The organism is Candidatus Melainabacteria bacterium (assembly GCA_016193285.1).
Lineage (GTDB): Bacteria > Cyanobacteriota > Vampirovibrionia > 2-02-FULL-35-15 > 2-02-FULL-35-15 > JACPSL01.
Genome location: JACPSL010000031.1, coordinates 14,601 through 38,917 on the forward strand (window position 1 = coordinate 14,601; position 24,317 = coordinate 38,917).

General features: G+C 33.7%; 23 protein-coding genes and 1 rRNA gene. 12 read left to right on the forward strand and 12 right to left on the reverse strand.

Annotated elements, in window-relative coordinates; genetic code table 11:
• The first annotated feature begins 3 nt into the window (after positions 1-3).
• Positions 4-978 (forward strand): glycosyltransferase family 2 protein, encoded by a 975-nt coding sequence (locus tag HYY52_06555; protein MBI2996350.1) that lies wholly within the window; start codon positions 4-6, stop codon positions 976-978.
• On the opposite strand, the gene HYY52_06560 is transcribed toward HYY52_06555, so the two are convergent.
• The gene (locus HYY52_06560) at positions 975-1,226 is read right to left on the reverse strand and encodes a hypothetical protein (GenBank protein MBI2996351.1); all 252 of its coding nucleotides are present in this window, start codon (positions 1,224-1,226) and stop codon (positions 975-977) included. The genes HYY52_06555 and HYY52_06560 overlap by 4 nt on opposite strands.
• Positions 1,227-1,761: 535 nt before the next feature.
• On the opposite strand from HYY52_06560, the gene HYY52_06565 reads away from it, so the two are divergent.
• A 23S ribosomal RNA gene (locus tag HYY52_06565) occupies positions 1,762-5,413 on the forward strand.
• Positions 5,414-5,507: 94 nt separating this feature from the next.
• Here the strand turns inward: HYY52_06565 and HYY52_06570 are convergent.
• A complete protein-coding gene (locus HYY52_06570; protein ID MBI2996352.1) occupies positions 5,508-5,759 on the reverse strand; it encodes a hypothetical protein in 252 nt (83 codons plus the stop codon).
• Between the two features lie 345 nt (positions 5,760-6,104).
• Between HYY52_06570 and HYY52_06575 the strand changes: the two genes are divergently transcribed.
• The 6 genes from HYY52_06575 to HYY52_06600 all read left to right on the forward strand — a co-directional run bounded on the left by HYY52_06575 (position 6,105) and on the right by HYY52_06600 (position 10,129).
• Positions 6,105-6,527 (forward strand): YjbQ family protein, encoded by a 423-nt coding sequence (locus HYY52_06575; protein ID MBI2996353.1) that lies wholly within the window; start codon positions 6,105-6,107, stop codon positions 6,525-6,527.
• Positions 6,524-7,891 (forward strand): peptidoglycan DD-metalloendopeptidase family protein, encoded by a 1,368-nt coding sequence (locus tag HYY52_06580; GenBank protein MBI2996354.1) that lies wholly within the window; start codon positions 6,524-6,526, stop codon positions 7,889-7,891. Before HYY52_06575 ends, HYY52_06580 begins: the two co-directional genes overlap by 4 nt.
• Before the next feature lie 11 nt (positions 7,892-7,902).
• Complete coding sequence (locus tag HYY52_06585) at positions 7,903-8,340, forward strand: hypothetical protein (GenBank protein MBI2996355.1); 438 nt, start codon at positions 7,903-7,905, stop codon at positions 8,338-8,340.
• 92 nt (positions 8,341-8,432) lie between these two features.
• A complete protein-coding gene (locus HYY52_06590; protein ID MBI2996356.1) occupies positions 8,433-8,633 on the forward strand; it encodes a hypothetical protein in 201 nt (66 codons plus the stop codon).
• A 15-nt stretch (positions 8,634-8,648) separates the two neighbouring features.
• Entirely contained in the window at positions 8,649-9,728 is a 1,080-nt protein-coding gene (gene mqnE / locus HYY52_06595; protein ID MBI2996357.1) for an aminofutalosine synthase MqnE, read from the forward strand.
• A 17-nt stretch (positions 9,729-9,745) separates the two neighbouring features.
• Positions 9,746-10,129: a hypothetical protein gene (locus HYY52_06600; protein ID MBI2996358.1), complete on the forward strand. Its 384-nt coding sequence runs from the start codon at positions 9,746-9,748 to the stop codon at positions 10,127-10,129.
• A 131-nt stretch (positions 10,130-10,260) separates the two neighbouring features.
• Here HYY52_06600 and HYY52_06605 read toward each other — a convergent pair whose 3' ends face one another.
• From HYY52_06605 to recG, 6 genes are all read right to left on the reverse strand, one after another.
• Entirely contained in the window at positions 10,261-10,818 is a 558-nt protein-coding gene (locus HYY52_06605) for a hypothetical protein (protein MBI2996359.1), read from the reverse strand.
• 151 nt (positions 10,819-10,969) lie between these two features.
• The gene (gene pheA / locus HYY52_06610; protein ID MBI2996360.1) at positions 10,970-11,797 is read right to left on the reverse strand and encodes a prephenate dehydratase; all 828 of its coding nucleotides are present in this window, start codon (positions 11,795-11,797) and stop codon (positions 10,970-10,972) included.
• A complete protein-coding gene (locus tag HYY52_06615; GenBank protein MBI2996361.1) occupies positions 11,797-12,171 on the reverse strand; it encodes a hypothetical protein in 375 nt (124 codons plus the stop codon). Before HYY52_06615 ends, pheA begins: the two co-directional genes overlap by 1 nt.
• 99 nt (positions 12,172-12,270) lie before the next feature.
• Positions 12,271-12,957, reverse strand: a complete 687-nt coding sequence (locus HYY52_06620) for a response regulator transcription factor (GenBank protein MBI2996362.1) — start codon at positions 12,955-12,957, stop codon at positions 12,271-12,273.
• A gap of 80 nt (positions 12,958-13,037) precedes the next feature.
• Positions 13,038-14,000 (reverse strand): hypothetical protein, encoded by a 963-nt coding sequence (locus HYY52_06625; GenBank protein ID MBI2996363.1) that lies wholly within the window; start codon positions 13,998-14,000, stop codon positions 13,038-13,040.
• Between the two features lie 53 nt (positions 14,001-14,053).
• A complete protein-coding gene (gene recG / locus HYY52_06630) occupies positions 14,054-16,513 on the reverse strand; it encodes an ATP-dependent DNA helicase RecG (GenBank protein ID MBI2996364.1) in 2,460 nt (819 codons plus the stop codon).
• Between the two features lie 63 nt (positions 16,514-16,576).
• Between recG and HYY52_06635 the strand changes: the two genes are divergently transcribed.
• Complete coding sequence (locus HYY52_06635; protein ID MBI2996365.1) at positions 16,577-17,500, forward strand: agmatinase family protein; 924 nt, start codon at positions 16,577-16,579, stop codon at positions 17,498-17,500.
• Here the strand turns inward: HYY52_06635 and bioD are convergent.
• The 4 genes from bioD to HYY52_06655 form a co-directional block, all read right to left on the reverse strand.
• Complete coding sequence (gene bioD / locus HYY52_06640; protein MBI2996366.1) at positions 17,477-18,154, reverse strand: dethiobiotin synthase; 678 nt, start codon at positions 18,152-18,154, stop codon at positions 17,477-17,479. The genes HYY52_06635 and bioD overlap by 24 nt on opposite strands.
• Complete coding sequence (ftsZ, locus tag HYY52_06645; protein ID MBI2996367.1) at positions 18,151-19,317, reverse strand: cell division protein FtsZ; 1,167 nt, start codon at positions 19,315-19,317, stop codon at positions 18,151-18,153. The genes bioD and ftsZ overlap by 4 nt, the downstream gene beginning before the upstream one ends.
• A gap of 358 nt (positions 19,318-19,675) precedes the next feature.
• Positions 19,676-20,689 carry a ribosome small subunit-dependent GTPase A gene (gene rsgA / locus HYY52_06650; protein MBI2996368.1) on the reverse strand — a complete coding sequence of 338 codons (1,014 nt, stop codon included), beginning with the start codon at positions 20,687-20,689 and terminating at the stop codon, positions 19,676-19,678.
• Positions 20,686-21,357 (reverse strand): biotin transporter BioY, encoded by a 672-nt coding sequence (locus HYY52_06655; GenBank protein MBI2996369.1) that lies wholly within the window; start codon positions 21,355-21,357, stop codon positions 20,686-20,688. Before HYY52_06655 ends, rsgA begins: the two co-directional genes overlap by 4 nt.
• Before the next feature lie 59 nt (positions 21,358-21,416).
• Between HYY52_06655 and HYY52_06660 the strand changes: the two genes are divergently transcribed.
• From HYY52_06660 to HYY52_06670, 3 genes are all read left to right on the forward strand, one after another.
• Positions 21,417-22,196, forward strand: coding sequence for a hypothetical protein (locus HYY52_06660; GenBank protein MBI2996370.1), 780 nt, complete (start codon positions 21,417-21,419; stop codon positions 22,194-22,196).
• 115 nt (positions 22,197-22,311) lie between these two features.
• A complete protein-coding gene (locus HYY52_06665; GenBank protein ID MBI2996371.1) occupies positions 22,312-23,235 on the forward strand; it encodes a sigma-70 family RNA polymerase sigma factor in 924 nt (307 codons plus the stop codon).
• Positions 23,236-23,499: 264 nt separating this feature from the next.
• The gene (locus HYY52_06670) at positions 23,500-24,297 is read left to right on the forward strand and encodes a hypothetical protein (protein ID MBI2996372.1); all 798 of its coding nucleotides are present in this window, start codon (positions 23,500-23,502) and stop codon (positions 24,295-24,297) included.
• Positions 24,298-24,317: the final 20 nt, after the last annotated feature.

The window sequence follows — 24,317 nt, forward strand, 5'->3', positions numbered from 1 at the left end:
GTTATGAAATCTCAAATTGGATTATCAGTTCTTGTTTGTACGAGAAATAGAGCAAGGCAACTTGCAACATTAATTCAGTGTTTAGGAACTCAAACAAATATTGAAAAACTAAACTGGGAAATTGTCATAGTCGATAATAACTCAAACGATAATACAAAAGAAGTAGCATATGCATTTTGTGAAGGAAGCAATTTAAAAGTTAATTACTTGTTTGAACCTAAGATTGGTTTATCAAATGCAAGAAACTCAGGTATCCTAGCTTCAAAAGGTTCGTTGATTCTTTTTGTTGATGATGATGTATTAATTCCTAAGGAGTTCATTAGTAGTGTTTTGTTTGGAGTACAAGAATTTCCAGAGTTTGATATTTTCGGATTTAGAATTTTACCTGACTGGCAAGAGAATTTAAAACCACCTTTTTGGCTAATTTTTAAGAAACCTCTAAATTTACCAATAAACTTAATTCAAAGCTTTCTTCCAATTCATGATCTTGGGAAAGAAATACTTCAATACCCAAATAGAATTACAAAAAATCCAATTGGGGCTTGCTTCCTAGTAAAAAAGGGAGTCTTTGAAAAACTAGGACCATTTAGAGATGATCTTGGAGCTGGTCAAAGCGGGGTTTGTGAAGATACTGAATTTTTCTGGTATGCAATGATAAATAACTTTAAGATCTTATACTGGCCTTATGCTGCTCTTTATCATCCAGTAGATCCTAAAAGACTAACTATTACTTATTTACACAAGTGGTATTTTAATTTAGGAAGATCGCTGTACTTGATAAAGAGCAAAGGAAGGATAAATAAAGAGTTTCCAGCTTCCAGCTCTTGCCTTTTGTACTTTAAATTATTTATCTTGATCCTACTTTTACCATTCTCAATTATTTTATTGATTTTTAAAAGACCATTTTATTTAAGTACTTTACTTGCAAAAACTTTTGGAGAAATAAACCAATTAATTAAATCTACAAAAAGTTCTTAATTCCAAGAATATTGTTTTTTCCTTTTCATGTACTCTGCAAAATTTTCTTCAGCAATTTGTAAACATTCAGGGCATATATTGAAGTGTGCATCTACTTTTTTTTGAAGGTCTTTAGGCATTGTTCCATATGCATAATTTTTTAACTGCTTTTTTGAAAAGTGTTTTTTTACTGGTTCTTGTGGACGAGATAAATCACATATTATTTTTGTAGCAATCTCATTAGTAATACATACCTTTGTAAGACTCATTATTTTAACCATTAAACTAAGTGTATAACAAAAAGGACAATTCCTTGACCTAGCTACTATGCATTGGTAACATAATTATCCGCTATTTAATTTCCTTACTTAAAGTTTAAATAAAATTTTAGATGAGGGTTAATTAAAAAGAGAAAAACAAAAAAATATAAATTTTGCTTTTTCTTTGCGATAACTTGTGGCCTGAAATAGGTCTCGTGAATTCTGAAAACTGCATACAAGATCAAAAAAAATCAGAGAATCATAAATATCTTCGAAGATATTTATTGATGTTATTGATAAAACCAAAAACGAAAACAGATAAATTAGAGAGAAATAAATACATAAGCAAATACAATACAGGGACATCCCTAAAGTGTAATTGCAGATGTAAAGCATAAGGATAAATTGATGATCCTTTTGTAGTCTAGAGGAAAATAAGTTAATCGTTTTACAATTATAGGATTCATCCGATTTATTCGGTGAATCCTATAGAACGTGAAAAGTGATCAACGGAAGCTCAAGCTTGTCTTGAGCATAAAAAATAACAAGCTACAAAGGGCATACGGTGGATACCTTGGCACCAGCAGCCGATGAAGGACGTAGTAAGCTACGAAAAGTTGCGGTAAGCTGCTAACAAGCTACGACCCGCAAGATTCCGAATAGGGAAACCTGGTTCGAGTTATATCGAACCATTGCTAACTGAATTCATAGGTTAGTGAAGGTAAGTCTGCGAATTGAAACATCTTACGTAGCAGAAAGAAAAGAAAACAAATCAGTGATTCCCAAAGTAGCGGCGAGTGAAATGGGAAGAGCCTAAACCAATTAGCTTGCTAATTGGGGTTGTAGGACTGCATTTAGTACTTGCAAGGATAGTTGAACAAAGTTGGAAAGCTTGACCAAAGAAGGTGATAGTCCTGTAAACAAAATCTAAGCAAGGCGAGCAGTATCCTGAGTAAATCGGGGCACGTGAAACCCTGATTGAAGCTACCAGGACCATCTTGGTAAGGCTAAATACTGACTGGTGACCGATAGTGTACAAGTACAGCGATGGAAAGGTGAAAAGAACCCCGGGAGGGGAGTGAAATAGAACATGAAACCGTATGCTTACAAGCAGTGGGAGGATAAGTAATTGTCTGACCGCGTGCCTGTTGAAGAATGAGCCGGCGAGTTAGTATGTCTAGTTTGGTTAAAGAGTGATATCTGGAGCCAAAGCGAAAGCGAGTCTGAATAGGGCGATTTTATTAGACATATTAGACGCGAACCTTGGTGATCTAACCATGGCCAGGTTGAAGCACAAGTAACATTGTGTGGAGGACCGAACCTATTAGTGTTGAAAAACTATTGGATGAGTTGTGGTTAGGGGTGAAATGCCAATCGAACCAAGATCTAGCTCGTTCTCCCCGAAATGTATTGAGGTACAGGGTTAGATTAAAGCTTTGTGGAGGTAGAGCACTAGTTCGGTAAGGGTGGTGAATAACCATACCAAATCGAGTTAAACTCCGAATACCATTAAAGTGATATCTAGCACTGAGACGATGAGTGATAAGATTCACCGTCAAGAGGGGAATAGCCCAGACCACCAACTAAGGTCCCTAAGTTAATGCTAAGTGACAAAGGAGGTGGGATTACTTAGACAGCCAGGAGGTTGGCTTAGAAGCAGCCACCCTTAAAAGAGTGCGTAACAGCTCACTGGTCAAGTGATTCTGCGCCGAAAATGTCCGGGGCTAAAGCATTATACCGAAGTTGTGGCTCAGCAATTTTTTTAAATTGTTGGGGGTAGGGGAGCGTTGTATTTTAGGATGAAGCTAAGTTGTAAAACTTGGTGGACAAAATACAAGTGAGAATGTCGGCTTGAGTAGCGAAAACATTGGTGAGAATCCAATGCACCGAAAGCCTAAGGATTCCCACGGAAGGTTCGTCCACGTGGGGTTAGTCGGGACCTAAGCTGAGGCTGAAAAGCGTAGGTGATGGATAGCAGGTTGATATTCCTGCACTATTAAGTAGTCGTTATAGGAACATTGGGACGTAGGAGGTTAGGTTGTGGCGGTTAATGGATTCCGCTCCAAGCGTGTAGGTAGTCACTGCAGGCAAATCCGCAGTGGCGCTATAACCTGAGGCGTAATGGTAATTGTCTACGGACAAGAAGCAACTCACACCACACTAACAAGAAAAGCAGTGTTTCAAGATTATTTAATACCCGTACCAGAAACCGACACAGGTAGGCTGGTAGAAAATACTAAGGTGCGCGAGATAACTCTCTCTAAGGAACTCGGCAAAATGCCCTCGTAAGTTTGCAAGAAGAGGGACTGTACAGTATGTAAGAAATTTACTTTCTGAAGTACAGTGCAGTGACACAAGGCAGACCCAAGCGACTGTTTAACAAAAACACAGGTCCCTGCTAACACATAAGTGGATGTATAGGGGCTGACACCTGCCCAGTGCTGGAAGGTCAAGGGAGTTGGTTAGGAGCAATCCAAAGCTAGCAACCAAAGCCCCAGTGAACGGCGGCCGTAACTATAACGGTCCTAAGGTAATTTCAATTGCCTTAGTAAAATCTGGCTGTATGCTGGAAAGTCTGGAGTATCTTATGGTACTATGGAACATATTTACCTTAGAATATGCCTAGTAAAAATCCAATAAGTGCAGACAACCAGCAGGAAAGTCTAGAAGTTGCTGGATGGATAGTAGGGTTTGTTGATGGAGAAGGCTGCTTTTCAGTTAGTCTTATACACAACAAAACAACTAAACTAAAATATCAAGTGTTTCCAGAGTTTGTAGTAACACAAAGAGCAAAGAGTCTAAGTGCTCTAAAATTTCTACAAGCTTTTTTCAAGTGTGGATCTATTGTTGAAAATAAAAGAAAGGATAACCATAAAGAGTCTTTATTTAAATATTGTGTACGTTCGCAAAAAGACTTGAAGAAAAAAATTATCCCCTTTTTTCAAACATTCAAATTACGCACTGCAAAGAGGAAAGATTTTGAAAAGTTTGTAACAGTAATTTGCTTACTAGATTCAAAAAGACATTTAGAAATAAATGGTTTAAAAGATATAGCAAAAATTATTGAGCAAGTGAATAGAAAGATTCCATCTAAATTTCTAGAATCCTCAGAGACTGTACGCCAGGCTTGTCAAATAAACAATGAAGATACAGTCCGAGCTTTATAGCGATATAAAGAGGACAGCAGAAATGACTGTCCCAGTTATGTAAATAGCTAGTAACAACCTGAGCGAAATTCCTTGTCGGGTAAGTTCCGACCCGCACGAATGGTGTAACGATTTGGGTACTGTCTCGGAGAGAGACTCGGCGAAATAGATTTATCTGTGAAGAAGCGGATTTGGTGTGCCAGGACAGAAAGACCCTATTGAGCTTTACTGTAGGCTGGAATTGGTCGCGGGCGCAAGATACGTAGCATAGTTGGGAGACTTTGAGGCTTTACTTCTGGGTAGAGCGGAGTCAACAGTGAAATACCAATTTTTTTACTCCTGCGTTCTAACCGAATGCTGTTATCCAGCATCGGGAAAGTTCCTGTCGGGCAGTTTGACTGGGGCGGTCACCTCCTAAAAAGTAACGGAGGTGCGCAATGGTTCCCTCAGGCTGGTCGGAAATCAGCCGTTGAGTGTAAAAACATAAGGGAGCTTGACAGCAAGACAGACATGTCGAGCTGGTACGAAAGTAGGCTTTAGTGATCCGGTGGTTCCGCATGGAAGGGCCATCGCTCATCGGACAAAAGTTACCATAGGGATAACAGGCTGATCTCCCCCAAGAGTCCACATCGACGGGGAGGTTTGGCACCTCGATGTCGGCTCGTCGTATCCTGGGGCGGTAGTACGTCCCAAGGGTTGGGCTGTTCGCCCATTAAAACGGCACGTGAGCTGGGTTCAGAACGTCGTGAGACAGTTCGGTCCATATCCGGCATACCCGAAAGATATTTGAGAGGAGACTTCCTTAGTACGAGAGGACCGGGAAGTACAGACCTCTGGTTTACCAGTTGTCACGCCAGTGGCATACGCTGGGTAGCCATGTCTGGAGTGGATAAGTGCTGAAAGCATATAAGTACGAAGCCCACCTCAAGATGAGATATCTCATACCACAAGGTAGTAAGATCTGCGGAAGACTACCGCGTTGATAGGCAGCAGGTCTAAGTGTAGTGATACACTCAGCCAAGCTGTACTAATAGATCGAGGGCTTGTTTTTTTCCTCTAGACCACAAAGGGATCGTCTGTATGCAGCTTCCAATATTCGACATATGCTAGCAATAAAAAGATTGTTACCACACACTCATTTTTTTTAAATAGGCTTTGCTTGTTTCAAGAAAGGATCAGCTTGAAGTAAGAAATAAGGATCGGGTTGAGGTAAGAGATGAGGGCGTTGTAAAAAAGTTGCATGATTTGATGGACCAGCATAAAAATCATTTCTTGTAGGAATAATTTCTTCAAGACCGGCACTTTCGCCTATGTCCCAGTTAAAAGCTTTTAAATCAACTTCTGGAATATTATGTCTAATGTTATCGTTAAAGTGATCTCCATGTATTCTTATCATTTCTTCTCCTCATATTAAATACTTATGAAAACATGTATACAAGTATACACTCATGGAAGAGTAATTTAAATCTGTATCAAAAGTCTTAAAAAGGCTTAAATATAAAGTAAACTAAGCTATATGAAACCTAATTTTTTTTAAGCAGTCTAAACCAATATCTAAAAAGGAGGTTCTATCATGGGTGATTTAGGAAATTTATTAAGCAATAATATTACATTGCTTGTTGTTATGATTGCAGGATTTTACTGGCTTGGGAAAAAGTTAGATAAAAAATAAACCTACTAAGATTATATATGGTAGAGACGTACCACTGGTGCGTCTCTACTTAGGTTTTACAATAAGAACATGCCTACAAATACAATTCATACCAAGACCATCCAAATAAAAACCAAAGGCTTTACAGATATTGTTGACTTATCAGATGAAATAGAAAATTTTCTACAAGAAACAAAAATTAAAGAAGGTACATTGGTTGTATTTGTACCTGGTTCGACTGCAGCAATTACAACAGTTGAATATGAGCCAAGACTCAAAAAAGATATTTCAGGGTTTTTAGAAAAAATTCTTCCTTATAAAAAAAATTATGAACACCATAAAACTTGGGGTGATAATAATGGATCAGCTCATATAAGAGCTGCACTTGTTGGCCCATCACAAGCTATTCCAATAATTAACGGGAAACTTACATGTGGTACATGGCAACAAGTAGTATTAATTGATTTTGATACAGGTGCAAGGGCTAGAAAAGTAATTTTACAAATTATATGAAGAACAAAATTCTTATTTTAATTCTAGTAGCTATATTACCTAGCTCTTATCAAGCACTTGCACAAGATAAAATAAATATCTATGAAACAGTTTTGGATGAATTAAGTGATGTTGTAACAAAAATAAATTCGCCTACAAATAAATATTTAAAGGTTATAAGAGGAGATCTTGAATCTATTAAAAAATCAATAACAGATATGCTTGAAAATCCAACAACTTTTTGTAATGAAATTATTACTGAAGCAGCAGATATTATAAATAGTACAATCAGTGACGCTGATAAAAAAGTTTGCAAAAAAAAAAGAACTACTAAATGTATACCTAAAACTTTATACGATGAGATTGTACCTATATTGGAAAAAGTGAGTGATGAGTTGCATGAAGACTCAGATGAAAATTCTTTTCTTGATATTTGTGAGGATTTTAATCATCCTTTAGGATGTTTAATTAATGATGGAGGAAAAGAAGTAGAAATTGGAACCACAAACAATGATACTGAAATTACACTATGTAACTCAAATGAAAAAATTAAATCTAATGATATTTTTCAAAGCAACACATTAGTTCTATCATCAACAACTAAAATTGATAGTGACTCTGATGTGGGTAACATTGAAATGTATAAATATTCACTCAATAGTAGTGATTTGTACTTTGCAAAAAATACCTCGCTTCTCCCTATTGAGGTGAAAGTTGAACTAAATGCAGGTAGTACAAATGTTACTGTAGATATTCCTCAAACCATTTCTCTTTTGCCTAAGGAAGAAAGATTTGTATTTAAAGTTTGTGCTACAAATCCGAGCAAAGCATGGAACTATGAATATAGTTTCATGCTTGCACAAGGTTTTTCTACAAGTACACATACAGCTAATGGAAAATATTTTTTACCATTTAAAGGAGGTGAGAGTTATGAAGTAGTCCAAGGCGAAACAGGTTCTTTCTCTCACTTTGGCGACTTTTTATACTCGATTGATTTTGATCTTTTAGAAGGGACAGAATTTACTGCAATGAGAGATGGAATAGTAACCTTTGTTAAAGAAGGTTCAAATGAAGGAGGAGCAGATCAATCTTTTCTAGGTAAGGCTAATTTCATCTGGGTTTTACAGCCTGATTATTCAATAGCAAGATATGTTCACTTAAAGCAGGATGGAGCAATTGTTAATGTAGGTGATAAAGTTAAAGTTGGTGATGTACTTGGATATTCTGGCAACACAGGTTTTACAAGTGGACCTCATTTACATGTTCAAGTTGTTGTACCAAAAGGATTTAATGGGGAAGAAAAAATCCCAATACGGTTTAAAGGTATAGACGGTGCATTAACAGATGGTTCAACATACACTGCGTTTCCGATGTGTGGAAAGTAGTGGTAGGTAATATGGACCTTGATTTAGTATTTAAAAATATTCTGGAATTATTTCAGAAAGAAAAAATCAATGTTGCAATAATTGGTGACTTTGCTTTGCAAGCTAGCGGTATGACAAGAGCAACTCAAGACATTGACATGCTTGTTCTTATTGATGACAAAGAAAAAGTAAAAAAAATAATGCTAAGTCAGAGATTTGAACTGCGCCATGAGAGTAAAGATGTAATGAATTTCTTTGGTATAGTACCAGTATTAGGTAGAGTAGACTTTATAATTGCTCATAGAAAATATGCTAGAGACATGCTGAAAAAATCAATTGAGAAAGAAATACTAAACGGAAAGTTTAAGATTAAAGTAATAACAATTGAAGATCAAATAGGTTTTAAAGTACAATCAAGTACAAATGATAAAGAACGATATGATAGACATAGAATGGTTGATAAAGTTTAATTATCATTGTTTGAATATGGACTTGATAAGAGAATACTTTAGAGTTTTTAACAGAGAAAATGAACTCGATGAAATAATAAAGAAAGTAAAAAATGTTAAGTGAAGAGTTTAAGAAAGAAATGCTTGAAGATGGGCTTAGCAAGGAACGAATGCTTGATTTTAGACAAGCAAATAACATCACTACTCCAACATCCTTAGATGACTATTTAAATTTTCTTCGTGGGCTACAAAAAATATTTGGCCCTTTTCCTATTTCTCAAAAAATTACAAAGACAGAAAATAACAAGCTCTAATTATAAAATGTTTTTATGTTCTCTCAAATCAAACAAAAGATCCTAAACAAAGAAAGAATAACTTTTGAAGAAGGAATTGCACTTTATAAATCAAATGACATTTTAAAAATTGGTGAACTTGGTAAATTAGCTCGTGAAATTAAATTAGGAAAAGAAAAATCAAAATGGATTTACTGGAATAAAAACTTACACTTAAATCCTACTAATGTTTGTATTGGCCACTGTAATTTTTGTGCATTTGCAAGGCTGCCAAATGAAGAAGGAGCATATACTTACTCAATAGAAGAAGCACTTCAACATGTTGAAAGAGGTGTCAAAGAAAGTGCTACTGAAGTTCATATTGTAGGTGGTTTAAATCCTAAAGCTTCTTTGCCTTACTATATTGAGCTGTTAAAAGTAATTAAAAAATATTATCCAAGACTTCACATAAAAGCTTTTACTGCAATTGAAATTGATTTTTTTAGCAAGCTTAAAAAACTTAGTAACCTTGAAACCTTGAAACTTCTCATTGAAGCTGGTCTGGATAGTATGCCTGGCGGTGGTGCAGAAATATTTTCAAAGGTAGTAAGAGATGAGACTTGTCCAGATAAGCTGCCTGCAGAAAAATGGCTTGAGATACATGGTATTGCCCATAGTCTTGGTTTAAAGTCAAATGCAACAATGCTTTGTGGGATTGGAGAAAAAGTAAAAGATAGAGTTGATCACTTGCTAAGACTTAGAGAGCAACAAGATAAATCAAAAGGCTTTCAAGCATTTATTCCACTTAGCTGTCATTATGAGGATACTGAAATAAAAAATAAGGTGCGGTCACTAACTGCTTTTGATGAGTTAAAAAATATTGCTATTTCAAGAATTATGCTTGATAACTTTGATCATATAAAAGCTTACTGGATTCAGCTTGGTATAGGTCTTGCACAAGTTGCACTTAATTTTGGAGCAGATGATTTAGATGGCACGGTTCAAGAAGAAAGTGTTACTTATGCTGCTGGTGCTAGTAAAAGAGGACTTAAAAAGGATTTTATACAAAAACTAATTGAAGATGCTGGTTATATACCTGTTGAAAGAGACACTGTCTATAACGTTTTAGCGGTATAATTATACTCACTAAAGCTGTGGACGATCACATAAAAGTAGATGTTGAAGGTAACTTGTACTACCAAGGTAAACAATTAACTCATGATAAAATAATAGAATTTTTTAAAAAACTAGACTTTGAAAAAATTGATGACAGTAATTACCAGCTAAAGTGGCAAAATAATAATGTAACTCAAAAAATAAGTATTGTACCTGAAGATACTATATTTATCGTAAGAGATGTAGTTAAAGACAGTAATGAGATTAAGCTTGTTCTAAATGATGAAACTATGGAAAAACTTGATACAAATACCTTAGAGTTTAAAGGAAACATTCCATATGCTTGGATAAAAAGAGGCAGAATAAAAGCAAGATTTAATAGACATGCTGCTTTTAAACTTGGTGAAGCAATTTTAGGATAGGTTTCCTTTAAAAAAGTCAATTACTCCAGATGAAAAATAAATTTAGAATTATCTGATTTTACTGGTAATTTTACTAATGGAAAGATCCCTCATGTAATTAAAGATGCGGTTAGCTCAATTTCTGATGAGACTTAAGGTTTAAAAATTTTAAAAATAGATGCAATTCTATTGAGAGTCCATGGTAAGAGGACTTGAGCACCTTTAATTGCTATTTCTTTGGCTGGTTCTTTCATCCAACCAAATAAGAAAAATCTTCTAGTAAATGGCGGTACTTTTTCTAGTTCTTCTAACCCTTCACAAGCATGTTGAATCAAATTAGGAGGCCCACCAAATTTTTCTTCTTCCTCTTTTCTTTTTAACTCTCTTTGTTTTGCAAGCCCTTCATAATTTTTAGCTGTTGTGTCTGCAACATGAGTAGCTGTTTTACCAGTTATGTCTGTTAAAATTGCTCCTGCTCTGACTATTACTTCTCTTATCCTTCTTCCATTTTCCCTTGCATTGCTATTTTTTGGTTTTCCATTCACCCCGTCCTCTACATCAACACTTTCTTGTGCTATACCGAATGCAGCTTCAGCTGGACTCATTAATTTCCTCTTCATTGCCATCATTTGCAACCTTTTTCTAAGGCCGCCGCCAATTGTTCTTCCAGGATTTATAGGAAGTGTTTCAGTTTTCACTGTGTTTGCCATATTCTATCTATTTTTCCTACTTGCCCCACGAAAACCAGTTCGTAGAGGTAGTGACTATAATTTGAACTTAGCAAAAAATAAATAAAATGTCAACGTTCTCTTAACCGAGATGAAAAATATAATTTTTGAAGGATCAAAGAAAGCAATTTTATCAATGCCATCTTGGATAACTCCCCAGCCATTTATAGAAACTAAAATCAGGTGCTACTTCACTAAGTGCTTTTTTTAACGAGATGTCTTCTCTGTGTGCTTCAAGATCAATAAAGAAGATGTATTCACCAAGTGCTTTTCTTGAAGGCCTTGATTCAATTCTTGAGAGGTTTATTTTTTCTTTTGCAAATGATTGAAGTACATTAACTAAAGTACCTGGCTTATCATAAGGTACCCCAAATGCAATTGTTGTTTTGTCTTTGCTGCTTGATTTTATTGTTTCAGTACCAATTAAAACGAATCTCGTAAAATTTTCTTTTTCATCATTAATTCCTTTTTCAAATACTGGTACTTTATAAATTTCAGCTGCCATGGCAGGACCAATTGCAGCTAGACCATTTAGTGATTCACTAACAATCTTTACAGCAAGTGAGTTGCTTGTAGTAGGTTCAACTTCTGCTTCTGGCAAAAATCTTTTTAAATAGTTTTGACACTGACTTAGGGCTTGAGTGTGTGCAATAACTTTTTTAATTTCATTTAATGTTTTATTTTTTGTAATTAAACAATGCTCTATTGGAATTATTATCTCTGCATTTATTGTTACTTTTTGAGAGGACCTAAGTAACTGGTCAAGTGTTTCACCTACAGATCCTTCTATTGAATTTTCAACAGGAGCAATTCCACTTTTTATTTTTCCACTGTTAACTGATTCAATTACTTGAGCTATTGTTTGAAAAGAACAAATACTATCTTTAATTTCAAATTTAGATAAGTACTGAATTAATGCTTGATGAGTAAATGAACCTTCAGGACCAAGGTAACCAATCATTAAAGAGTACCTAACTCACCAAGGACATGATTTACTTCACTCAATGCACTAGTATTATTACCTGCTTTTATAGCCTTTATTGCTTTCTTTAATCTTGCACCCATACCTTTTACCTGTCTTGGTGTAAGTCCCTTAATTTTTCTTAATTGCCCAATTGCACTTTTTAAAATAGTTATTGCTGTTTTATTTTTTCCCTGATCTAAAAGATCTTGAATACTTTCTAAATCAGCAATTGCCATTTGAAGAGGGCCAAACTCTTCTGTTTGCTCCAATGCCTGACTTACAGCAGCTGAAGCTCTACAAACTTCAGCGAAAGGTAACAAGTACACAAAAGAAAAAATAAACGTTACGAATACACAAACAAATCTCTTCATATAGTCCTGCCTTCCAAAGAAACTAGAAACAATGGCTATTTTAGCAGGCAATAGTTTTTCTGAAACACTGATACTTATAATAAATACTAAATGTTATTCTTATCCACCTAATCTATATCCAAAACCTCTAACTGTTTGTAAAACTTTTGGTCTTGCGGGATCTTCTTCTAGTTTTTGCCTCAACCAACAAATATGTACATCAACTGTTTTTGTATCTCCATCATAGTCAAGGCCCCATACTCTTTCTATAAGATCGTCTCGCGAGTAAACTCGCCTTGGATTGTTCATAAAAATTTCAAGCAGTGCATATTCTCTTGGTGAGAGTGAAAGTTCTTTATCAGCTAACCAAACACGATGACTTGCAGTGTCCATTATAATGTCACCAAAGCGAAGCCTTTTGCCTGGCGTTTGAGAAACTTGTTGAGCTCGTCTTAGTACTGATCCAACTCTTGCAAAAAGTTCTTCCCATGTAAATGGCTTAGTTACATAATCATCTGCACCAGCAGTAAGTCCTTCAACAATATCTTCTTTTGCAGTTCTCCCTGTAAGCATGATTACAGGAGTAAAATCTTGTTCTTCACGAATTTGTTTTAATATATCTACACCTTGTATATCTGGGAGTGTCCAGTCCAAAATTACTAAATCAGGTTGTTCTCTTCTAAATGCTTCAAGAGCACTTTTTCCATCGTATGTAGTTATGGTGTCATACCCTTTTTGCTTTAAGTTATATGCAACTGGGTCAATTAAATTTACCTCATCATCAACTAACAAAATTTTGTTTGGCATATGTTTATGTCCTTATATGATTAACTTACCATAATCTAGGTTAAGATAAACCCGTCTTAATCCTATTCTTTAATCTTTGCTTAGTCAATTGGAAGATGAACAATAAAGCTAGATCCGCTCCCCATTTTTGATTTAACTTCAATTTTACCTCCATGAAGATCTACTACATTCTTAACAATTGATAGACCTAACCCTGAACTCCCTCTTGCTTTTGTGCGGTCAACTCTATAAAACCTGTCGAATATTTTTGGGATTTCACCTTCAGGAATTCCAATGCCTGTATCATCTATTTGAAAACTTCCAGGTACAGGCCCATGTTTAATAGTAACTTGTGTGTTTTCTTTGCTATATTTTATTGCATTTTCAATTAAATTTTGAAGCACATGATCAATTTGTTCAGGATCAGCAAAAATTTCATAGTCACCTGAAACTAAATTTGAAATTTTAATTTTACTTTTGTCAGCTATTGGCTGAAGTAACTTTATTGTTTCATCAACTTTTGTTTTAAAATTTATTCTTTTCTTTGGCCCTGAAAGTTTGCCTGATCTAATCTTTCCAAGATTTAATAATTGATTTACTAATTTTGTTAGTCTATCAATTTCATTATTAATTTGTTCTAAGAATTTTCCTGAAACATCCGGGTCTTTCATTGCACCAAGAAGAAGACTTTCAGTAAGAGTTTTTATATTTGTAATGGGACGCCTGAGTTCATGACTCATTTCACCTATGTTTTCTTGATGGGTTTCAGTAATAATTAGGATAATATTGCTGTCACTTGTAGTAATTTTCTTTGCTTTTAATTGGTTTGATAATCCAATGATTTCTTTCTCAGTATTGGATGGAAGATGCAAGATTTCTATAATTTGTTCTTTTAAAAGTTTAAAATTATTTTTTTTAAAATCTTCTTCATTTGTTTCTAAAGCACTAACAGCATATTTATTCCAGGACAATAAATTATTTTTCATGTCGAATAATAAAAGGCCAACTGGTATTTCCTCAATGTAATTTTTCAATAGTTCAAATATTTCTCTGGTTTCTGGCATTGTTTTTAAAATAGACGAGCAAACATAAAAAATGTGATCTAATATATACTATTTTACCCAGCAGTAATATAAAATTTTTCTTTTTCTTCAAGATATTTTTTTAGTTCTGGATAATCATTTAAGTTGGAATCCTCTTTTAAGATTTGCAATGCTTTTCTTCTTGCTAATTCTAGTACTGTAGCATCATTTATAATATCTGCAAGCAATAAGTCAGGAAGCCCACTTTGTTTTGTACCTAAAAATTCACCAGGTCCTCTAATCCTTAAATCTTCCTGAGAAATAATAAATCCATTATTTGTCTTTGTTAGTATTTCAAGTCTCTTTAAAGCATCCTCAGAGTAACCTTGAGGTGAAAGCAAACAATATGCTTGTTCTCCACCTCTACCAACTCTTCCACGCAATTGATGTAACTGAGATAATCCAAACATTTCTGCATTTTCTATCATCATTACAGTTGCATTTGGGACATCCATTCCAACTTCAATAACAGTTGTAGTAATTAAGACATCAATCTTCTGGGTTACAAAAGCTTGCATAACTCTTTCTTTTTCAGCTGATGGCAATTCTCCGTGCATAAGACCAAGTCTTAAATTTTTTAAAAAAGTTTTAGAAAGTTCTTCAAACTCAATTGTAGCTGCCTTTGCAGATAAAGCTTCTGACTCATCAATTAAAGGAAAAACAATATATGCTTGTCTTCCTTTTGCAACCTCCCCGCAAATAAGATCAAACACTTTTGCTCTTTGCCATGACTGAACAACTGAAGTTTTAATTGGTATTCTTCCTTGTGGCAATTCATCTATTTCAGACATTTCTAAATCACCATGTAGAGCTAATGCAAGAGTTCTTGGAATTGGTGTGGCAGTCATAAACAATCTTTCAACATTTTTAGATTTTTGTAAAAGAGCATCTCTTTGTTTTACTCCAAAACGGTGTTGTTCATCAATAATTGCAAGTCCAAGGTTTTTAAATGTAACTTCATCTTGAATAAGTGCATGAGTGCCTACAACAATTTTTATGAGACCTGTAACAAGACCATCGTAAATTTCTTTTTTTACTTTATCTCGTGTACTGCCAGTTAACATTGCAACTTGGATACCTAAAGGAGATAAATATTCCTGGAATTTTCTAAAGTGCTGCTGAACTAAAATTTCAGTAGGTGCCATAAGTGCAGTTTGATAACCATTTTCAACTGCAAAAAGCAATGCCATAAGAGCAACTATAGTTTTTCCACTTCCAACATCTCCTTGTAAAAGCCTGTGCATAGGCTTATCACTCATTAAATCTTTTTTAATTTCTAGGAAAACCTTGTTTTGTGCATTTGTTAATTTAAAAGGCAAAGAGTCAACTAGTTTTCTTACAAGACTCTCATCTCTTTCTTTAAGGCTTAAGCCAGTTCTATCTTTGTCAAGAGTATGTCGTCTATAAGTTAGTTCTAACTGCATTAAGAAAAACTCTTCAAATACAATTCTATGCCTTGCAAGATTACATAACTCCTGGCTGTCAGGAAAATGGATTTGAGACAAGCTTGTTTTTAAATCAAGTAACTTTTCTTCCTTTAAAAGTTTTCTTGGTAAAGATTCTTGAATATAATCAGAATAAACTAAAAATGCATTTGAAACAATTTTTCTTATAAACTCTTGAGAAATTCCTTCTGTTAATGGATATACTGGTACAATTCTTGCAACATTTAAGAGACGCTCTGATGAAGCATCTCTGCCATTGTCGTCAATTATTTCTATTGCTGCATTTGCAAGGCAGAATGCTCTTGAAAACTTATCATATGAAACTGTACCTGAACAAATAACTTTTGAATTTATTGGATGTTGCTTTTTATAATTTTCTTGAATGAGCTTGTTAAATTTCCCGCCAATAAATCTTGTAATATTTATTTTTCCTGTCTCGTCTTGAATTATAATTGTAAAAATGGTTAGATTTCTTCTCTTTGGTGGAGTAAATGATCTAAATCCTTTAATTTGACCAATGATGGTAACATCCTCATTAATTTTTAGGTCTTTAATTTGTCTTGTTTTTTGAAAATCCAGGTATGTTCTTGGATAATAACGAAGAAGATCATTTACAAGAAAAACACCAATCCTATTAAACACAAGAGATAATCTTGGTCCTATACCTTTTACATATTTAACATCTATTTTTTTTGGGTCTTTTTCGTATGATTTGTTGGGAGGTTTCAAGGTTTCAAAGTTTCGAAGTTTCTGAGCTCTGCTCTCTGCTCTCTGCTCTCTATTCTTATCCGATATTTCTTTTAAAATTCCTTGTGCTTTATGAATAGTTTCAATTCTTGAAGTAACATCTTGTGTTGGATATGAATAAAATAAATTAATAAGCAGTTTAAGCTTTTCCTTATCATTAAACTCGTAAGAAAGTAATTTTGTGTTTTGAATTATAAAGTTAGAGAATGTTGCCTTTTTGCCTTTTGCATTTACATAGTGTTGATCAATTTCATAGTTGATTGCATCTTGAATAGTCTTAAGCGTTTCATGGATTGTTTTCATTTATTGATATTATAAAGTAAAAATATTGCATCCAATACTACTACTTGCTAAACTAAACTAATTATGTCAATTATCACTGAAACAAATTACTTTGGCAATTTTAGGCACATTGAAGACCCAAAAGTTTTAATTATCCCAGTCCCTTATGAATATACAGCTTCAAGTAATAAAGGTACTAAATATGGACCACAGGGAATTTTAAATGCAAGTACTCATCTGGAATCCTTTGACGATGAGCTTTGGACTGAAATTGAGAAAATAGGAATTAATACTACAAACTTTGTAAGTTGTGAGTTTGTAAATAACAAAACCAAGCAACCGTTTGTAGAAGTAGAAGATGCTGTAAGAAATGCAATAATTAGTGGCTGTTTACCAATACTAATTGGTGGTGAACATTCTTTATCATATGGAGCTATAAAAGCAGTCTATGACTTATATCCAGATATTTCTGTTGTACATTTTGGGGCTCACTTAGATTTAAAAGAATCATTACAAGGAAATAAATACACAAACAAATGTACAATTAAACAAATTTATAATTTAATGCCAGATTTAAAAATTGTTCAGGTAGGTACCAGGTTGGTTTCTCTTGAAGAAAAAAATTGGCTTGAAGAAAATAATCCAAACATAGATATCTTTTTTGCAAAAGATAAAAACCGTTGGACAGTAGCAGACTTATTAACTAACCTTACTAAAAATGTTTATGTTAGTTTTAATTTAAATTTTTTAGATACAAGTATCATGCCATCTGTACAAAGACCAGAGCCTGGCGGATTGAGTTGGAATCAAGCAATTGACATTATGAAAAATATTTGTACTTTTAAAGAAATAGTTGGAATGGACTTTGTTGAGTTTACACCAATACCAGATTTACTTGCACCCAATATACTTGCTGCAAAAATTATTTACAAATCAATTGGCTATACTTTTGCAAGGCAGCTAGGTGTGTTGGAAGAAGAAAATTCATTTGTAAGCACTGAAAACTAATCCATTAGTGACCACAGGCACTTTCATTAAACACTTTACACCTGTAATTTCAGAAATTACATCTGGTGCAGTTTTTATTACTACATCATTTGTTTTTTCATCATAGCTGCTAATGACAAAGCCTAAGACATTTAGCTCTTTTTGTTTTGCGAAATTAATTGTTAAAACTGTGTGATTGATTGTGCCTAAGGTTGGACGGGCAACAATAATAACTGGGTAGGTTAGATCTTTTATTAGATCAGCAACTAGATAGCAATTAAGACTATAGACCTTTTTGTGGTCTTTGGTCTCTGGTCTCTGGTCTCTGGTCTCTGCAATAGGCACTGCAATCCCTCCAATCCCTTCTATAATAACCACATCAAATTCTTTTTCAAGTTCTTTAATATCTGAAATTATTTTTTCTACTTCTATCTTCTTATTTTCATTTTTTGCGCTAACTAATGGAGCACTAGCAAGAGAAAAAGAATAAGTGTTAAATATTGGGATTTTATTATTTGTAAATTTAGCTAAAAGAGTAGTATCTTTTTCGGGTCCTGTTTGAATTGGTTTTGAAATTGCAACTTTTTTACCTTGTTCATAATAAGAATTAGCTAACAGTGCAGTAAAAATACTTTTACCAACTCCTGTACCTGTACCTGTTATAAAAAAATTTATCTTCTTCCTCTTAAGAACTCAGGAATGTCTAAAATATCTGAAGCCATTCTTTTTACTTTGTCATCAACAATAGTTTTTGTCCTAGCTTCAACAACTTTTTCTTCTTTTCTATCGCTAACACCAACACCAACTGGTCCAAAAAATTCTTTTGTAAGTTCTTTGGTCTGTGCTCTTTGCTGTTCCACTGTTGGTACTTGCATTGAAAAGCCTGTTGCAATAACTGTTATTTGAACTTCATTTTGAAACTTAGGATCAATGACTGCTCCAATGATTATGTTTGCATCGTCTTGAGCAAGTTCATAAATTAATCCTGCAGCTTCATGTACTTCATGTAAAGTCAAGTCAGGTCCACCAGTAACATTAAATATAATTCCTGAAGCACCATTGATGGTAGTCTCAAGTAATGGACTTTCAATAGCTTTTCTTGCTGCTTCTGTTGCTCTGCCCTCACCAGATGCTGTTCCCATACCCATTAGTGCTGAACCTGCAGAAGTCATAATGTTTCTTACATCTGCAAAATCAACATTTATTAAACCAGGTATTGTAATTATGTCAGAGATGCCTTGAACACCTTGAAGCAAAACATTGTCTGCTTGCTTAAATGCTTCATGTACAGATGTTCTTTTTTCAATAACTTGTAAGAGTTTATTATTGGGGATAACAATTAAAGCATCAACCTTTTGTTTTAAAGCCTCAATACCTTGTTCGGCTTGGCTAATTCTTCTTCGGCCTTCAAAGGTAAATGGTTTGGTACAAACACCAATTGTTAAAACTCCAAGATCTTTTGCAATCTCAGCCATTATTGATGCACCACCAGTTCCAGTACCACCACCCATTCCACAGGTAATAAAAATCATGTCAGCACCTGTGATAGCTGCAGCCATCTCATCACGGCTTTCTTCAGCTGCTTTTAAGCCAATGCTTGGATTACCGCCTGCACCCAGGCCTTTTGTTAACTTGCCGCCAATTTGAATTTTATTTGGTGCTGTACATAGTTGTAATGCTTGTGCATCTGTATTCACTGCCCAGAACTCAACATTACTTAAACTAGTTTCAATCATTCTGTTTACAGCATTACATCCTGCACCACCTATCCCGAACACTTTTATGATTGCAGGTGAAATATTTAATTTTGAATTTGAATCAAAAGTTTGTCCTTCCATGATTTTTTTATCCCTCTTTTTTATGTTTCCTACTTTTTAAGTTTCTACTTTTCTATTTTTTGCTTCATAGTAAAAGCAGCCTTGTTTTTGATATGCTAGGGCTTGGATAAAAAAAATTCAAGTATCTTTTTAGTTGCTGTTGCTCTAAAACAATTTCTTAAAAGAGCTTAAAACAATAAATTGGCCTCAATTGTGACTTTTGAGGCCAAATCCAATGCTTTTATATCTAAAGGTTATACAATAAAATGTTCCTAATTAACTTTACGATTAGTTACTATTTAAAAGAAAGCTGTTGTAGTTACATACCTTGACAACTGAACAAACTTACTTTCTAAGCAGATACAAGGTTCCTTCCTGGCTAATTTTGATCTTTAAATTTTAACAATTCTTGTTTCTCTTTTTTTCTTGACTTGGCTCTTGTTTCTTGATTAATTTTAGGGATTATTTTTTTATCACCTTTAAGACCACCTACAGATTTTACTTTTGCTTCTTGTTTAGATCTATAAAATATTTTTGACCTTGACTCTGAAAGAATCATTAAATAATTTTCATAGCGCGATTGCAGGATTGCATCCTTCTCAATAGCATCATTTATCTTGCATCCTTCCTCTTGTTCATGTAGACAGTTATTAAAATTACATTTGACATTTTTAAACTCATTAAATGTTGTTTGTAGCTTGATAGGATTTAACCCAGCAAAACTAAACTGAGTAAACCCAGGAGTATCTCCTAAAAAACCATTGTTGCACTTGTATTCAATTGGAATTAATTGAATGTTTCTTGTTATATGTTTGCCTTGTTTAATTGCACTCAAGGAACCTATTAAAATATCTTGGCTAGGAGCTAATGCTTTTATTAAACTTGATTTTCCTGTACCAGATGGTCCTGTTAGGACTGTTGTTTTATTAACTAAATTTGGAGCTAAAAGATCTAAACCGTTTTTTGTTAAAGCTGAAGCATAAAATATTTCGACACCACTGTTTTTGTAAATATCATTAATATTAATTTCTTTTAAATCAGTTTTATTTATACAAACTATAGTTTTTTCATATGGTAATTCATATTTTATGTAAGAGATATATCGATCTAAATTATATAAACCAAAATCTGGCTCACAGGTAGAAAAGACAATTAGCACTTGATCAATATTTGCAATTGGTGGTTTTGCGATTTTATTTTTTCTATCTATTAAGTTAGTTATTACACCACTTGTAGGGTTTGTTTCTTCAAACTCAACCTTGTCTCCTACAAATAAAAATTTTCCTTCTTTAAGCAATCTACTTCTTGCAAAGCACTCCCATGTTTTATTTTTTTCATCTACTACATAGTAAAAATTTGCTAGGATTTTAGTAATTGTGCCTGTTAGTTTCATAAGGGTCGTCGCTTTTTGGATTCTTCATGCATAAACAGTGATGTATGATCTGGTAATTCCTGGATAAACATTTCCTTATAAACAAATGAGATTATTGGAATAATAGGAGTTAATAATAGAGCAAGAATTAAATCATAACCAATCATACTAAATGAAATATGCCAGGTAACATCTAACCAATCTCTTTTAAAAAGTAAAATATAAAAGATTCCTAAAAAATGTGTGGTGAGAAGTGGGATTAAAACTGTTAAAAACTTTTTATTCTTTTCATATAACCACCCGCTTAAAAAAGCATTAAGAGGAAAAGAAATTAAATATCCAAATGTTGGTTCTTTAAAATAATCAAGCCCTCCACCACTTGCAAAAACCGGAAGGCCTAAAAATCCTAAAACAAGATATATAGTTATAGCAATAAAACCTGTTTGAGGACCTAAGATTATCCCACATGCCCATACAGCCACAGTTTGTAAACCATAAATCTGCATGTCAAAATAAAAGTGTGGTAGTAGACTTTGTAAAAAAATTAATAATCCTTTATTTGTACTTGCTGGATTAAAATCTATACCTACAAAAGGCAAACGAGCTAGTACTAGATTACTTAAATAAATTAAAACAAGAAGGCATAAAACCATTAGCCATTTACACTGATATACTGGCTTATATTTCATATCAAACAAATTATAGCTCTTAATGGAACTAATCTCTGGCTATTAAAATCTGTTAACATATGGCAAAAGAAATTAATACTTTGGTTACTGATTTAAAACCAGCTTCACGGAAAAATGTTATTCCTATAACTTCTCTTACTGATCTTGGAAGTGCAATAAGTGAAATTCAAAATCAGCTTTCAATATTAATTGGAAAGTCAGAAGATGATGTAAGCCCTGAGTTTAAAGCTTTGATGGAAGGTTATATAAATAAAGCTAATGAATCAGAAGAAATAAAAGCTAAGTTAGAAAATATAGCTTCTTTAAAAGAAGAATTAAAAGTAGAAATTTCCCGTGTCCGTGAAACAAATAGAAATTTAATTAATGAGTTACAAAGTGCAAGAGAAACACTTAAAAATCTTGAAAGTGAATTTAACAACTTTCAATTAACCTCAAAAAAAACTGAACAAGAATACAAAGATAAACTAAAAATTGTAAAACATCAAAATGAAGAGCTTGAAAACAAAATTAAAGGGATGACAGAAGAACATGATGGAATTAGACAAGAATATGAAAATTTCAGGAAAGAATCACTAGACCAAAACTATAAATTCCGTGAGCTTGAACAAGAGCTAAAAATTCAGAATGACAATATGCAAAAGCAACTAGAAGAATATGAAATGCTTTTAGGTGAACAAAAGGAAGCACTTGAGTTTAAGACTAAAGAAATTGAATATAAAGACGCTCTTTTAAACCAGTTGGTTAAACAAGTAACTAATGAAAAGTTAAGAATACAAAACATAGCCCCAAATATTGCTAATAAAAAAGAAGATAAAAGAAAAGGTTGGTTTTTAGGTTAACAAATTGTTAAGTAGGGGCAAGTGTCCACTTGCCCCTACTGTCAAATTTTTCTTCTTAACCTCTTTTTATACATTGTAAGGGCTGGTTGCGATCAGCCCTAAGGAGAAAAATATAATGGCATTACTTAAAAACAAGATTGATATTGATATGGAAGATGAAACATTTTTAACTTGTGAGGAAAGTGAAGAAGAAACTAAAACTCTTCCACTCACTGATGATTTAGTCAGAGTTTACTTACGTGAGATTGGTAGGATGTCTGTTCTAGGATCAGAGGCTGAATTAGAGCTTGCAAAGAAAGTTCAAGTTGGAGATGAAAAAGCAAAACAAGAGTTAGTAATGCATAACTTAAGATTAGTAGTTTCCATAGCAAAGAAATATCTAAATAGAGGAATGTCATTTCTTGATTTAATTCAAGAAGGTAATCTTGGTCTTATGAAAGCAGTTGAAAAGTTTGATCCAGATCGTGGTTATAAATTTTCTACTTATGCTACTTGGTGGATTAGACAAGGCATTACAAGGTCATTATCTGACAAGTCAAGAACAATTAGACTTCCAGTCCATATGGTTGAAATAATTAGCAAGTTAAAAAAAGCAATTAAAAAACTAACTGATAAGTCAGGCAACTTTCCTTCTTGTGAAGCTCTTGCTTGTGAAGTAGATATGGATATTAATAAAATTAAAGAAGTTATTCAAATTATGGAAGTACCTGTTTCTTTAAATTCTCGTGTAAATAATGAAGAAGAAGGAGATCTTGAGGACTTCATTAGTGATGATGAAAACCTAACTCCTGAGCAATTGACAAATTGGATCTTGCTTGGAATGGATATAAATAAAGCACTTAAAAAGCTAACCATGAAAGAAGCAGCTGTAATTAGATTACGTTTTGGTTTGGATTGTGGAGAGCAAAGAACACTTGAAGAAGTTGGAAAAATTTTAGGTGTAACAAGAGAAAGAGTTAGACAACTAGAACACCGTGCTCTAAAAAAACTCCGGGAAAATAATTTTTGTGAAAACTTAAAAGATTATTTTGTTGCATAAATAACCATCCCCCGTTTGCAGTAGATCATACACTATTTGATTTAGGTATATAAGCTAAAAAGGGCTTGCCCTGGGGGTTTCACATACATTGCTTAAAAAAATATTATAAACAAATAGGGATAGCTATTAGATGAACCCTAAGATTTTTCACAAATTATATTAGAGAGCAGAAAATCTGCCTCGAAGTGAAAAAACAAGATGTATCTAAGGCTTAAGAAACTATTCCTTATTAATTTATTTATTGTTATTGTCATGAGCTTGACAATGAGCAACAATACTTTTGCCCAAGGAGATGGAGACAAAGAACTAGAAGCTGCACTTAGAGAAGATGAAGATTTAAGCAGTGTACAACCAACTCAAGAAGGTACACATGTTCAAAGAAGTATAGCAGCAAGTGTTCTTGGAAGAGAACTTACTCAAAGAGAAAAAGATTCGCTAGGAAATGATTATACAAAACATGATGTAGAAATTGCATTTTTAGCAAATGAGCAAAGGCTTGTAATAGTTAGAGCACTGCTTGCTTGTGGTGTTCCTGAAGAAAATATTAAGGAAATTCTGATTATCTATCAAGTTTCAAAACTACAAACGTTTAAGGAATTAGTTGACTATTTTACAGATTTAAAAGAAAGGCATGGGTCAGTTATAGATGGAATAAGAGATGAATTTATCTTAAATATAAAAGATTATGAACAAACTTTTAAGAAAGCAGCTGTAAGGGCCTATGAAATAGTGTTTTGTATAAAACTTGAAGTTGAAAATGACATACAACAAGTAGTAGGTTTTCTAAAAGAACAAGAAGCATTAACCTTCTCAAAAATGGTTGAAGTTTTAATGTCAGCACTTACACCAAAACAAAAAGAAGAAATGCTTTTTAAAGCTCTGGACAAAGTTGGAAGATCAGACTTAAAAGAAAACAAGGAATTTACAGAGAAAATCCTAGCTCAAGAGTTTACTTGTGAAAATTTAAGCAGGATGTTACAAGAATTAGGTCCAGCAAAGAAATCTCAGCCAATAAAGCAACCACCTGAAAAACCATCAGGAAAGAAACCACAGAAGAAATGATTTTATCCGGGGTAATACTA